The following is a 13,323-nucleotide window of genomic DNA, read 5'->3' on the forward strand; positions in this document are numbered from 1 at the left end:
CGCCCGCACCCCATGATCCGAACTTCGTCCGAAATACCGAACATGAAGGACCAGCCGTGAAAGACACCCCCGTCCACGCCCCCGGTGCCGTCGGTCCCCGTCGCCCCGGCGACGCCGCGCTCACCGCGCTCGGCCTCGGCCCGGCGCCCCTCTCCCCCGCCGACGCCTCCCCGCACTCCTTCCCGGACGGGGGCAGCTGGCGCACCGAGGTGCCGTCCGTGGAGGGTCCGGAGGCCCTCGGTGTCGTCCTGAAGGAGTCGGCCAGGCTCGACGTGCCCGTGCACCGTGTCAGTCAGGGCAGCGGTGTCTGGATGCTGGGCGACGCGGAGATCACCGAGATGGTGGAGGGCTGCGCCGAACGCGACATCGAGCTGTGCCTGTTCACGGGACCGCGCGGCACCTGGGACACCGGCGCCTCGGTCCGGACGGACTCGGGCGGTGCCGGGCTGCGCTCCCGGGGCCACGACGCCCTGGCCGGCTGCGTCGAGGACGCGCTGCGCGCCACCGGGCTGGGGGTGAAGTGCCTGCTCGTGGCGGACGAGGGGGTGCTGTGGACCCTGCACCGGCTGCGTGAACGGGGCGTCCTGCCCGCGGACACCACCTTCAAGGTGTCCGCGCTGATCGGGCCGGTGAACCCGGCCTCCTACGCGGTGTTCGAGCAGCTCGGCGCCGACTCCATCAACATCCCGTCCGACCTGACGCTCGCCCAGTTCACCGAGATCCGCCGGGTCTCCCGGGCCCCGATGGACCTCTACATCGAGGCGCCGGACGACCTCGGCGGCTATGTGCGGATGTACGAGGCGGCCGAGCTGGTGCGGCGCGGCGCACCGATCTATCTGAAGTTCGGCCTCTCCAGAGCCCCCGGCATCTACCCCTACGGCCATCAGCTGCGCGACGTCGCGCTGAACTCGGCCCGCGAGCGCGTCCGACGGGGCCGCCTCGCCCTCGATCTGCTGGCCCGGCACGGCGCCGACGGTGACATGTCGCCGCTCGGCTCCCGCCTCCCCGGCCGGCTCAACCGGTTCCCTCTGACCCCAAAGGACTGACATGCGCACCACACGAGCCGCAGCAGCAACGACCGCCGTCGCACTCTCCCTGGTACTCGCAGCCTGCGGGCAGAGCGGCGAGGGCGGCAGCAAGGTGGACAAGAAGGGCGGCAAGGACTCCACGGTCGGCATCGCGATGCCGACCAAGTCCTCCGAGCGGTGGATAGCCGACGGAAGGAACATGGCCGCCGAGTTCAAGAAGCTCGGGTACAAGACCGACCTGCAGTACGGCGAGGACGACGTCGACCAGCAGGTCTCACAGATCGAGAACATGATCACCAAGGGTGTCGACGTCCTGGTGGTCGCGGCCATCGACGGCCGGGCCCTGGGTGACGTCCTGCGTCAGGCGGGCGAGCAGGGCGTCAAGGTGATCTCCTACGACCGGCTGATCCTGGGCACCGAGGACGTCGCGTACTACGCCTCCTTCGACAACGAGAAGGTCGGCGAGCTGCAGGCCGGCTACATCGTGGAGAAGCTCGGACTGGAGGGCGGCAGCGAGAAGGGTCCGTTCAACGTCGAGCTGTTCGCCGGGTCGCCGGACGACAACAACACCCGGTACTTCTTCCAGGGCGCGTGGAAGACCCTCAAGCCGTACATCGACAAGGGCCAGATCGTGGTCCGCTCCAAGCAGACCGCGCTGGACCAGGTCACCACGCTGCGCTGGGACGGCGGCACCGCCCAGAAGCGCATGGACGACCTGCTCACCAGCGCGTACTCCTCGGCCGGTGTGGACGCGGTGCTCTCCCCGTACGACGGCATCTCGATCGGCATCATCTCGGCGCTCAAGTCCGACGGCTACGGCACGAAGGCGAAGCCGTACCCGATCGTCACCGGGCAGGACGCCGAGGTCGCCTCGGTGAAGTCCATCATCGCGGGCCAGCAGACGCAGACCGTCTACAAGGACACCCGTGCGCTCGCCAGGCAGGCCGTGCAGATGGCGGACGCCGTCCTGAACGACAGGAAGCCCGAGACCAACGACACCACCACCTACGACAACGAGAAGAAGGTCGTCCCGGCCTTCCTGCTGGACCCGGTGAGCGTCGACCGGACCAACTACCAGGCCGAGCTGGTGGACTCGGGCTACATCAAGGAGAGCGACCTCAAGTGACCGGGGCACTCAAGGACACCGGCCCCGTGGACGGTGGCGGACCCGTTCTGGAGATGCGGTCCATCGTCAAGACCTTCCCCGGGGTCAAAGCGCTCTCCGACGTCTCGCTGACGGTCGCCGAGGGCGAGGTGCACGCCGTCTGCGGGGAGAACGGGGCCGGCAAGTCGACCCTGATGAAGGTCCTCAGCGGCGTGCACCCGCACGGCAGTTACGAGGGGGACATCCTCTTCCGCGGCGAGCCCTGCGCCTTCAAGGACATCCGGGCCAGCGAGGCGCGCGGCATCGTGATCATCCACCAGGAGCTCGCCCTGGTGCCCTATCTCTCGATCGCCGAGAACCTCTTCCTCGGCAACGAGCACGCCAGACGGGGTGTGATCGACTGGAACGAGACGCTGAAGCACGCCGCGGCGCTGCTGAAGCGCGTCGGCCTCGACGAGCACCCGCAGACACGGGTCGCCGACCTCGGGGTCGGCAAGCAGCAGCTCGTGGAGATCGCCAAGGCGCTGGCCAAGGAGGTGCGGCTGCTGATCCTGGACGAGCCGACCGCGGCGCTCAACGACGCGGACAGCGAACGGCTCATCCAGCTCATCAGGGAGCTGAAGGCGCAGGGCATCACCTCGATCATCATCTCGCACAAGCTGGGTGAGATCGCGGCGGTCGCCGACTCCGTCACCGTCATCCGGGACGGGCGCACGGTGGAGACCCTGGACGTGGCGGACGGGTCGACCACCGAGGACCGGATCATCCGGGGCATGGTCGGACGCGATCTCGACCACCGCTTCCCGCCCCGCTCCCCGTACGAGGGCGAGCCGGGCGCCCACCCGGCCCTGGAGATACGCGACTGGACCGTGCACCATCCCATCGACCAGCACCGCAAGGTCGTCGACGGGGTCTCCGTCGACGTCCGGCGGGGCGAGATCGTCGGGCTGGCCGGCCTGATGGGCGCGGGCCGCACCGAGCTCGCGATGAGCGTCTTCGGCCGCTCCTACGGCCGGGGCATCAGCGGCACCGTCCTCAGGGACGGCCGGGAGGTCCGCACCCGCACGGTCCCCGAGGCCATCGGGCACGGCATCGCGTACGTCACCGAGGACCGCAAGCAGTACGGCCTCAACCTCATCGACACCATCGGCCGCAACATCAGCCTCAGCGCCCTGGGCAAGGTGGGGCGGCGCGGCATCGTCGACGAGCACGAGGAGACCCGGGTCGCCGAGTCGTACCGGACCTCGATGAACATCAAGGCCCCGACCGTCTTCGAGCAGGTGGGCCGGCTCTCCGGCGGCAACCAGCAGAAGGTCGTCCTCAGCAAGTGGATCTTCGCGGATCCGGACGTGCTGATCCTGGACGAGCCGACCCGGGGCATCGACGTCGGCGCGAAGTTCGAGATCTACACCGTCATCGACAAGCTCGCCGCCGAGGGGCGGGCGGTCGTCCTCATCTCCTCCGAACTGCCGGAGCTGCTCGGCATGTGCGACCGCATCTACACGATGTCCGCCGGCCGGCTCACCGGGGAGGTCCCGCGCGCGGAGGCCACCCAGGAGGTTCTGATGCGCCACATGACCAGCGACAAGAGGTAATGGAACATGTCCACGGCCACCACCGAAACTCCGAAGGGCCCCACCCCGCGCGGGTCGTCCGTGTCGTCCACACGCACGCTGCTCCTGGACGCCGTCCGGCGCAACATGCGCCAGTACGGCATGCTCATCGCCCTCGGTCTGATCGTCGCGCTGTTCGGGATCTGGACCGACGGCGTCCTGCTCAGGCCGAACAACGTCACCAACCTGGTCCTCCAGAACAGCTACATCCTGGTCCTGGCCATCGGCATGATGATCGTCATCATCGCCGGCCACATCGACCTGTCGGTCGGCTCGCTGGCCGCGTTCGTCTCGGCGGCCTGCGCCGTGATGATGGTCGAGCACGACGTGCCCTGGGTGCTCGCGCTCGTGCTGGCCCTGCTCCTGGGGGCGGTCGCGGGCGCCTGGCAGGGCTTCTGGATCGCGTACGTCGGGATCCCGTCGTTCATCGTGACCCTGGCCGGGATGCTGCTCTTCCGGGGCGGCACCCAGATCCTGCTCGGCAGCCGCTCCATCGGGCCCTTCCCCGACGGCTTCCAGAAGATATCCACCGGCTACCTGCCGGAGCTCGGCCCGGACACCAACTACCACAACCTCACCCTGCTGCTCGGGTTCGTCGTGCTGGCCGTGGCCCTGCTCCAGGAGGTCCGCGACCGCAACCGGCAGAAGGAGTACGCCCTCGACGTCCTGCCCCGCAGCATCTTCCTGGCCAAGTGCGTGGCCATCGCCGCGGCCGTGCTGGCCTTCACCATGACACTGGCCAGCTACCGCGGTGTCCCGGTCGTCCTGCTGCTCCTGGCCGTGCTGCTCATCGGCTTCGGCTACCTCATGCGCAACGCGGTCATCGGCCGCCATGTGTACGCGCTGGGCGGCAACCAGGCGGCGGCGAAGCTGTCGGGCGTCAAGGACAAGCGGGTCACCTTCCTGGTCTTCGTGAACATGGGCGTCCTGGCCGCCCTGGCCGGGATCGTCTACGCGGCCCGGCTGAACGCGGGCGTCCCCCAGGCCGGTACCAACTTCGAACTGGAGGCCATCGCCGCGGCGTTCATCGGCGGGGCCTCCATGAGCGGCGGCGTCGGCACGGTCTTCGGCGCGGTCATCGGCGGCCTGGTCCTCGGCGTACTGAACAACGGCATGTCCCTGGTGGGCATCGGCACCGACTACCAGCAGGTGATCAAGGGCTTCGTCCTGCTGGCCGCTGTCGGCTTCGACGTCTGGAACAAGCGCAAGGTCGGTTCGTAACACCCCTCTTCCAGAAGGAGTCGTTCCATGATCCGTACCAGCAGACGCACCGTCCTGGCGGCCACGGCGGCCGCCGGGCTGGCCGTCGCGGCAGGCAGCCCCGTGCACGCCGCGACGGGCGGACGCACCCCGTCGAAGGAGCTGTTCGGCACACTCGCCGACGGGACGGAGGTGCACCGCTGGACGCTCGCCAACGGCGGGACCCGGCTCAAGGTCCTCTCGTACGGCGGGATCGTCCAGTCGCTGGAGACCCCCGACCGGCGCGGCCGGACGGCGAACGTCTCGCTGGGCTTCGCCGGCCTCCCGGACTACGTGGCGAGGTCCCCGTACTTCGGCGCGCTGATCGGGCGGTACGGGAACCGCATCGCGGAGGGCCGCTTCACCCTCGACGGGACCACGTACCGGCTGCCGGTCAACGACGGCCCCAACAGCCTGCACGGCGGCGACCGGGGCTTCGACAAGCGGGTCTGGGACGTCGAGCCGTTCACCGCGCGCGGTGAGGTCGGCCTGGTGCTGACCCGGACCTCCCCGGACGGCGAGGCGGGCTACCCGGGGGCGCTCGCCGTCCGTGTCGTCTACACGCTGACGGGGCGCGGCGAGTGGCGGATCGACTACACGGCCACCACCGACCGGGCCACCGTCCTCAACCTGACCAGCCACACCTACTTCAACCTGGCGGGCGAGGGCAGCGGCAGCGTCGACGGACACCTGCTGGAGCTGGCCGCCTCGCGCTACACCCCCGTCGGCGCGACGCTCATCCCGACCGGCGAGCTCGCGAAGGTGGCGCGCACACCGTTCGACTTCCGGCGGGCGAGGGCGATCGGTGAGGCCGTCCGCACCCCGCACGAGCAGATCGGCCACGGACAGGGCGTCGACCACAACTACGTCCTGGACAAGGGGATCACGGCCCGCCCCGGGTACGCGCTGACGGTCACGGACCCCGGGTCGGGCCGGGTGATGAAGATGTACACGACCGAGCCCGGGATGCAGGTCTACACGGGGAACTTCCTGGACGGCACGCTGACCGGGACCTCCGGCCGGGTGTACCGGCAGGGCGACGCGTTCTGCCTGGAGTCCCAGCACTTCCCGGACTCCCCCAACCAGCCGTCGTTCCCCTCGACGGTGCTGCGCCCCGGCGACACGTACCGGTCGACGACGGTGCACGCCTTCTCGGCGCGCTGAACACCGGACGGCTCCCCCTCCGCGCGTGGAGGGGGAGCCGTCCGGCGTGTCAGACCAGCCGGATCATGTTCCAGGACATCGGCTCCAGGACGGCCGTCAGCGTCCCGTCGGCCAGCACGGTCCCCTCCGCCGTGTGCGGCGCGACCCGCTCGGGGTCGGCGAGGGTGTTGCGCGCCTCGGGGTCGGCGTCGGCGATCACCTGGTGCTCGGCGACCGCGCTCAGGTCCAGCCCGTGGAGGGCGACCTCGAGCGGCAGCGCGGTGTCCTGCCCGCGGTTGACCGCGAAGACGGTGACGGCCCCGGTCTCCGGGTCGCGCACGGCGGTGGCGTGCAGCAGATCCGCCTCGCCGTACTTCGCCGTCCCGTACGTGGGCGAGTCCACCCGTACGTCCAGGACCTGGCCCCGCCCGTGGCGCGCGGCCTGCGCGAAGGGGAAGAAGGTCGTCTGGCGCCAGGCGGGACCGCCCGGCTCGGTCATGATCGGCGCGATCACGTTGACCAGCTGGGCGAGGCAGGCCACGGTGACCCGGTCGGCGTGGCGCAGCAGCGCGATGAGGAGGCTGCCGAAGACGACGGCGTCCGTGACGCTGTAGTTGTCCTCCAGCAGCCGCGGGGCCTGCGGCCAGTCCAGCGGGTTCTCCGCCGCGTCCTGCTGGAAGCGGGCCATGTACCAGACGTTCCACTCGTCGAAGGAGAGGTTGATCTTCTTCGTGGACTTGAGCCGGGCACCTATGTGGTCGCAGGTGGCGACGACGCTCTCGATGAAGGACTCCATGTCCACGGCCGAGGCCAGGAAGGAGTCGCGGTCGCCGTCGGTCTCCTCGTAGTAGGCGTGCAGGGAGACGTGGTCGACGAGGTCGTAGGTCTCGGCGAGGACCGTCGCCTCCCACGCGGCGAAGGTCGGCATGGCGCGGCTGGAGGAGCCGCAGGCGACGAGTTCGACGGACGGGTCGATCTGGCGCATCGCGCGGGCCGTCTCGGCGGCGAGGCGCCCGTACTCCTCGGCGGTCTTGTGGCCGGTCTGCCAGGGGCCGTCCATCTCGTTGCCCAGGCACCACAGCCTGATCCCGAAGGGGTCCTTGTCGCCGTGGGCGATGCGCCGGTCGGACAGCTCGGTGCCGGACGGGTGGTTGGCGTACTCCTGGAGCTGGATGGCCTCCTGGACGCCTCGGGTGCCGAGGTTGACGGCCAGCATCGGTTCGGCCTGCGGGCCGATCTTCCGCAGGAAGCCGATGTACTCGGAGAGGCCGAAGCGGTTCGTCTCGGTGGAGCGCCAGGCGAGGTCGAGCCGGCGGGGGCGCTCGTCGGCGGGGCCGACGCCGTCCTCCCAGCGGAAGCCGGAGACGAAGTTGCCGCCGGGGTAGCGGATCGCGGTGACGCCGAGTTCGCGGACGAGGTCCAGGACGTCGGTGCGCAGTCCCGCCTCGTCGGCGGACGGGTGTCCGGGTTCGAAGATGCCGTCGTAGACGCAGCGGCCGAGGTGTTCGACGAAGGATCCGAAGAGCCGGGGGTTCACCTCGCCGACGGTGAAGGCGGGGTCGAGGGTGAAGCGCGCGGTGCGGGTCATGACTTCCTCACTCGTTCGATATTTCGAAAGCTGCTCGTAACCTCGAACGGGACCGTAGAGTTCGACCTCGGCGGCCGTCAATGCCCCGGCTCGCGCTTTTCCCCGCCGGGCCGCCGCACACGCCTGAGGGCCGCACCCCCGCGACGGGATGCGGCCCTCGGTCGTACGCGGTCGGGCCGAGGTCAGGCGACCGACAGCTCCACCTGGATGTTGCCCCGGGTGGCGTTCGAGTACGGGCACACCTGGTGCGCCTTCTCGACGAGCGCCTGGGCGGTGGCCCTGTCGACGTCCGGGATGGAGACGCTGATCGCGGCCTCGAGGCCGAAGCCGCCCGCCCGGGTCCTGCCGATGGAGACCGAGGCGGTCACCGTCGGACCGGAGATGCCGGCCTTCTCCTGGCGGGCGACCACGCCCAGCGCCCCTTGGAAGCAGGCGCTGTAGCCGGCCGCGAAGAGCTGCTCCGGGTTGGTGCCCGCGCCGCTGCCGCCCATCGCCTTCGGCGGGTTGACGACGACGTCGAGCCGACCGTCGTCGGAGGAGACACGGCCGTCACGGCCGTTCTCGGCGGTGGCGACGGCGGTGTAGGCCACGTCCATGCGCTGGATGGTCATACGGTGTCCTCCTCCTGCTGACACGCCGCGACTCGCGCCCACGACCGCGACGTCCTGGGCGGAGCCCAGCGGGTGACGGTACGCGGGCGGCGCTCACGTCCGGCGCGGCCGGGATAGGCATGGACCATGCAGACATTCCTGCCGTACGCCGATTTCAGCCGAAGCGCCCTCGCCCTGGACCCACGACGGCTGGGCAAGCAACGGGTCGAGACGATCCAGGTACTGCGCGGGCTCACCGTCCCCGGCTACGGCTGGCGCCATCACCCCGCGGTCCGCATGTGGACCGGCTACGAGGAGGCGCTCGTGCGCTACGGACTCGACATGTGCGAGGCGTGGACCGCCGGGGGAAGGGCGGACACCTGCGCGGCGACCCTGCGCCGGGACCTCGCCGCATCGCTCCGGCGCACCACCGTCCGGTCGGCCGCGGAACTCATGGCTGCGGGCGAACTGCCCCCGTGGCTGGGCGACGAGCCGCTGCACGAGAGCCACCGCTCCGCGCTCGTGCGCAAGGACCCGGCGTACTACCGCCCGCTGTTCCCGGACGTGCCGCCCGACCTGCCGTACGTGTGGCCCCCCTCGGACCGCGCGGGGCGGTGAGGAGCGGCCGCACGGACGGCTCACGGCCGGCCCCGACACCGGCCGGGACGACCGGTCAGGCGTCGAGCGAGACGATCATCTTGCCGGTGTTCTCGCCGCGCAGCAGGCCGACGAAGGCGTCGAAGCCGTTCTCGATGCCCTCGACCTTCGTCTCGTCGTACTTGAGCTCACCGGAGGCCAGCCAACCGGCCACCTCCTGGACGAACTGCGGCTGGAGCGCCGCGTGGTCGCCCACGAGGATGCCCTGCAGGCGCAGCCGCTTGCCGATGACGAGGGCGAGGTTGCGCGGGCCCGGGGTGGGCTCCGTGGCGTTGTACTGCGCGATCATGCCGCAGATGGTGGCGCGGCCGTGGACGTTGAGCGAGGAGATCGCGGCCTCCAGGTGCTCACCGCCGACGTTGTCGAAGTAGACGTCGATGCCGTCGGGCGCCGCCTTCGCGAGCTGCTCCCTGACGGGGCCGTTCTTGTAGTTGAAGGCCACGTCGAAGCCGTACTCCTCGACGAGGAGCTTGACCTTCTCGTCGGAGCCGGCCGAGCCGATGACCCGGGAGGCGCCCTTGAGCTTCGCCATCTGGCCGACCTGGCTGCCGACCGCACCGGCCGCGCCGGACACGAAGACGGCGTCGCCCTCCTTGAAGGAGGCCACTTCGAACAGGCCCGCGTAGGCGGTGAGGCCGGTCATGCCGAGCACGCCGAGGTAGGCGGAGAGCGGGGCGAGCGAGGCGTCGACCTTCACCGCGTGCTTGGCGGGGACGTCGGCGTACTCACGCCAGCCGAGCCCGTGCAGGACGTGGTCGCCGACGGCGAAGCCCTCGGCGTTCGACGCGATGATCTCGCCGACCGCGCCACCCTCCATGGGGTGGTCGAGCTTGAAGGGCGGGGTGTACGACTTCACGTCGTTCATCCGGCCCCGCATGTAGGGGTCGACCGAGAAGTGCAGGTTGCGCACGAGGACGCGGCCCTCGCCGGGAGCGGTCACCGGCGCCTCACGCAGCGCGAAGTCGGTGGCCTCGGGCCAGCCGTGCGGACGGGCGACGAGGTGCCATTCACGGCTGGACGTGGGAAGTGCTGCAGACATGGGCTCGGGTTCTCCTCGGCTCACGGGGGAAGCGGAAAATGCTTCATGATGTGAAACAACCATGCTCCCGAATATTTCACCTTGTCAAGTAATTGGGTAAGCTGAGTGTCATGGCCACCTCGCGCTCGGACCCCCTGACCCTCGACGTCATCGAGCTCATCGGCGGCGTCGTGGCGCGCTACCACGAGGAGTACGACCGGGCGGCGGCCGCGCACGCTCTGACCGGCGCCCAGGCACGGGTGCTCGGACTGCTCTCCCTCGAACCCATGCCGATGCGCAAGGTCGCCCGGAAGCTCAAGTGCGAGCCGTCGAACATCACGGGCATAGTCGACCGTCTGGAGCTACGCGGGCTGGTGGAGCGCCGCCCCGACCCGGCCGACCGTCGGGTGAAGCTGGCCGCCCCGACCGAGGAGGGGGTCCGGACGGCCCGGCAGCTGCGGGACGCGCTGGACTTCGCCCGGGAGCCGCTCGCCGAGCTGTCCGAGGCGGAGCGGACGGTACTGCGCGACCTGCTGCGCCGGATGCTCGGCACGGAGGCGGAGGCGGAGGACAGGCCCTAGCCTCGCCGTCCACCCGCTACGAGGACCTCCCTGCGGCACCGCGGGCCCCGAGGGCGCACCATGACCGGCACCGCGTACTCCCGCACGCCCTCCCAGGCGCGCCCCCGGCCGCGCTCCCCGGTGCCTCCTCAGGTGCAGAACCAGAGCCAGCGGGTGCAGGTCTCGGTCGGCGACGGGGTGGGTTCGGGGTCCTCCTCCGGAGGCTCCGGAGGCTCCGGAGGCTCCGGAGGCTCCGGCCGCGTCGGGCCGTCGGTCGGCTCCGGGTCCGACGACTCGACGGGCGGCTCGGTGCCGTCCGGATCCGTGGGCGTGGACCCGGCGGGCGGGTCCTCGTCGGGAGCGGCGGGAGAGGCCGACGTGGAGGGCGCGGGCGCACCCGGCTCCGGGGAGCCGGACGGGTCCCCGCCCGGCTCCGCGGTCCCGGAGCCGGGGCCCGGATCGGACACGGGGGCCGCGGTGGGCGCGTCCACCGATCCCGGGGCGTCGTCGGGCACGGTGCTCACCGAGGGGTCCGGGGCGGCTTCGGGGGCGGAGGCCGTGGACTCGCTCACGTAGTCCGCGGCGCCGTCGTCGCCCCCCGGCTCGATGGCCAGCTCGGCCAGGCTCAGCGCCCCGACGGCCAGCAGCACCCCGAGCGCCGCCAGCAGCACCCCGCGCCCGCGGCGCCGGTGCGCCGGGCGGCCACGCCCCTGGGCGGCGGCCCGGGCACGACGGCGGTGCCCTCCGGCCCCGGCGGGCTCAAGGGTTTCGCGCGACGCCTCCGGCTCGTGACCGGAGTACGCCGGGCCGGCGTAGGGGACCAGCGCGTCGGCGGGGGTCCCACAACCGGCACAGGCCAGGGCGCCGTTGAGGTGCCTTCGGCACGGGTGGCAGTAATCCATGGCGCCCGCAGACTAGACGGGCGGAGAAGGACGGAGGAAGCCGCACAGGTGAGGATCCTGTGTGGAATCCCGGATTCCGAAGCACGCCGTCCGATACGCGTGAGACGCGGCAGGATGGGCGCCATGACCGCTCCCGCCCCGTTCGGGCCGCTCCAGTTCCAGCTCGTCCTGCTGCGCCGGATGGCCGACCACCAACCGGACCTGGTGGAGGACGCCCGGCGCGAACTGAGCGCCTCGCTCGCCGAGATGCGGGAGGCGAACCGCCGCTGGCAGGCCATGCTGCGCGCCCCGCGCGGCCGGGGCGCACTGCGCCGTTACCGCTCGGTGCTCGGCGAGCCGGAGAGTTCCGTACGCCGCAGGGTCGGCGATCTGGAGTGCGACGCGCTGCTGTGGCCGCTGCCGCTCTGGCCCGGTCTGCGGTTCGAGGTGATGGCCGGCCCCGGCGGTGCCGTGTGGAACGAATGGCTGGTCCGCGCCCCGGGGGCGGCCGGCCCCGGGCTGCGCACCGTCGGTGACCTGCGCCCGTGGTCCTGCACCGTGGACGAGGTGGCCCGGGCCTTCGCGCCGGTCCGCCCGATGGAGGGCAGCGCCCCGACCCGTCGGGCGCTCGCCCTCACCGATCCGGCCGACCACCGGCCGTACGTCGCCGAGTTCACCTGGGGCCTGTTCCAGCGGCTGCTTCCCGGCGGCTCCTGACATCTGGCGCCCCGTCAGCCGGGTTCCCCCCGACGGCTCACCCAGCGCGCGGCGCCCCCGTCGCGGCGGGACGATGCCAGGAGAGCCGGCTGCCGCCGGTGCCCCCCGTCAGCGCTCTCGGGAGAACCTGCCGTGACCGTCAGTCTCGATCAGTTGCGCCGTTGCCATGTCGCCGTCGACCTCGGGGCCGCGAGGACCCGTGTGTACATCAAGGGAGTGGGGCTCGTCGTCGACGAGCCCAGTGTCGCCGCCGTGAACACCCGTACCGGCTCGCTCATCGCCGTCGGGGCCCTCGCCGAGCAGATGACCGGCCGTACACCCGCGTACATCCGGGTGGTCCGTCCGGTCTCCGGGGGGACCGTCGTCGACATCGACATGGCCCAGCGCATGCTGCGCCACCTGCTGGGCGAGAAGCTCCGCCGCCAGCTGCGCCGCAAGCCCCGGCTGCGCGCCGCCGCCTGTACCCCGCACGACGCCGATCCGCTGGCCCAGCGGGCGACCGTCGAGACCCTCGTGGGGCTCGGCGCGCGCCGGGTGGAGCTGGTCGACACCCTGATCGCGGCGGCCGTCGGCTGCGGGCTGCCCGTCGAGCAGCCGACCGCCACCATGATCATGGTGTGCGGGGCCGCCACCACGCAGATCGCCGTACTCTCGCTCGGCTCGATCGTGACGGCCGTACGCATCCCGATCGGCGGCGAGGCCATCGACCAGGCGGTCATCCAGCATCTGCGCCAGCACCACGAACTGATGCTGCCCAGCCAGTCCGTACGCCCCCTGCAGCTCGCGCTCCGGGGCAACGGCCTGACGCTCAGCGGCCCCGCGGTGACGGAGATCCACGGCCGCGACGTGGCCACCGGCCTGGCCCGTTCGGTACAGGTCGACACCGCCGCCGTACGACAGGCGATCCACACCCCGCTCACCGCGGTGCTGGACGGCCTGGGCAAGGTGCTGCGCGACTGCCCGCCCGACCTGGTGGCCGACATCGCGGACTCCGGGATCATGATGGTCGGCGGGAGCGCCCTGCTGCCGGGGCTCGACCAGATGCTGCGGGACGCGACGGGCGTGCCGGTGCACATCGCCGAGCGGCCCGACGTGTGCTCCGTGCTCGGGCTCGGCGCCATGCTGGACGGCAAGGTCCAGCCGCTGGTCCTCAATCCGCTCGTCGGCTGAGAGCCACCGGGACC

At 71.3% G+C, this 13,323-nt stretch carries 13 protein-coding genes; 9 read left to right on the top strand and 4 right to left on the bottom strand.

Translation table 11 applies throughout. The annotated features are described in order from the left end of the window. The first annotated feature begins 56 nt into the window (after positions 1-56). Genes ACFWVP_RS00935 through ACFWVP_RS00955 form a run of 5 tightly spaced genes read left to right on the top strand, consistent with a single transcriptional unit; the run spans position 57 to position 6,149 of the window. Positions 57-1,046, top strand: a complete 990-nt coding sequence (locus ACFWVP_RS00935) for a hypothetical protein (RefSeq protein ID WP_384492803.1) — start codon at positions 57-59, stop codon at positions 1,044-1,046. A gap of 1 nt (position 1,047) precedes the next feature. After that, positions 1,048-2,154, top strand: coding sequence for a multiple monosaccharide ABC transporter substrate-binding protein (gene chvE / locus ACFWVP_RS00940; RefSeq protein WP_384492804.1), 1,107 nt, complete (start codon positions 1,048-1,050; stop codon positions 2,152-2,154). A 53-nt stretch (positions 2,155-2,207) separates the two neighbouring features. After that, positions 2,208-3,728: a multiple monosaccharide ABC transporter ATP-binding protein gene (gene mmsA, locus ACFWVP_RS00945; RefSeq protein ID WP_384493008.1), complete on the top strand. Its 1,521-nt coding sequence runs from the start codon at positions 2,208-2,210 to the stop codon at positions 3,726-3,728. 6 nt (positions 3,729-3,734) lie between these two features. Next, positions 3,735-4,967, top strand: a complete 1,233-nt coding sequence (mmsB, locus tag ACFWVP_RS00950; protein WP_384492805.1) for a multiple monosaccharide ABC transporter permease — start codon at positions 3,735-3,737, stop codon at positions 4,965-4,967. A gap of 27 nt (positions 4,968-4,994) precedes the next feature. Next, a complete protein-coding gene (locus tag ACFWVP_RS00955; RefSeq protein WP_384492806.1) occupies positions 4,995-6,149 on the top strand; it encodes an aldose epimerase family protein in 1,155 nt (384 codons plus the stop codon). Positions 6,150-6,198: 49 nt separating this feature from the next. Here ACFWVP_RS00955 and ACFWVP_RS00960 read toward each other — a convergent pair whose 3' ends face one another. Both ACFWVP_RS00960 and ACFWVP_RS00965 read right to left on the bottom strand, forming a co-directional pair. Beyond that, positions 6,199-7,716 carry an alpha-N-arabinofuranosidase gene (locus ACFWVP_RS00960; protein ID WP_384492807.1) on the bottom strand — a complete coding sequence of 506 codons (1,518 nt, stop codon included), beginning with the start codon at positions 7,714-7,716 and terminating at the stop codon, positions 6,199-6,201. 182 nt (positions 7,717-7,898) lie between these two features. Beyond that, positions 7,899-8,327 (bottom strand): organic hydroperoxide resistance protein, encoded by a 429-nt coding sequence (locus tag ACFWVP_RS00965; RefSeq protein ID WP_384492808.1) that lies wholly within the window; start codon positions 8,325-8,327, stop codon positions 7,899-7,901. A gap of 126 nt (positions 8,328-8,453) precedes the next feature. Between ACFWVP_RS00965 and ACFWVP_RS00970 the strand changes: the two genes are divergently transcribed. Further along, complete coding sequence (locus tag ACFWVP_RS00970) at positions 8,454-8,924, top strand: MSMEG_6728 family protein (protein ID WP_384492809.1); 471 nt, start codon at positions 8,454-8,456, stop codon at positions 8,922-8,924. Positions 8,925-8,979: 55 nt separating this feature from the next. On the opposite strand, the gene ACFWVP_RS00975 is transcribed toward ACFWVP_RS00970, so the two are convergent. Then, positions 8,980-10,002, bottom strand: a complete 1,023-nt coding sequence (locus ACFWVP_RS00975; RefSeq protein WP_384492810.1) for an NADP-dependent oxidoreductase — start codon at positions 10,000-10,002, stop codon at positions 8,980-8,982. Positions 10,003-10,112: 110 nt separating this feature from the next. Here ACFWVP_RS00975 and ACFWVP_RS00980 point away from each other — a divergent pair, with 110 nt between their 5' ends. Continuing rightward, a complete protein-coding gene (locus ACFWVP_RS00980) occupies positions 10,113-10,562 on the top strand; it encodes a MarR family winged helix-turn-helix transcriptional regulator (RefSeq protein WP_384492811.1) in 450 nt (149 codons plus the stop codon). A 128-nt stretch (positions 10,563-10,690) separates the two neighbouring features. On the opposite strand, the gene ACFWVP_RS00985 is transcribed toward ACFWVP_RS00980, so the two are convergent. Continuing rightward, positions 10,691-11,443 carry a hypothetical protein gene (locus ACFWVP_RS00985; protein ID WP_384492812.1) on the bottom strand — a complete coding sequence of 251 codons (753 nt, stop codon included), beginning with the start codon at positions 11,441-11,443 and terminating at the stop codon, positions 10,691-10,693. 123 nt (positions 11,444-11,566) lie between these two features. Between ACFWVP_RS00985 and ACFWVP_RS00990 the strand changes: the two genes are divergently transcribed. After that, a complete protein-coding gene (locus ACFWVP_RS00990) occupies positions 11,567-12,139 on the top strand; it encodes a hypothetical protein (protein WP_384492813.1) in 573 nt (190 codons plus the stop codon). A 132-nt stretch (positions 12,140-12,271) separates the two neighbouring features. Then, entirely contained in the window at positions 12,272-13,309 is a 1,038-nt protein-coding gene (locus tag ACFWVP_RS00995) for a rod shape-determining protein (protein ID WP_384492814.1), read from the top strand. The last annotated feature ends 14 nt before the right edge of the window (positions 13,310-13,323 follow it).

Source organism: Streptomyces sp. NPDC058637 (genome assembly GCF_042717325.1).
Lineage (GTDB): Bacteria > Actinomycetota > Actinomycetes > Streptomycetales > Streptomycetaceae > Streptomyces.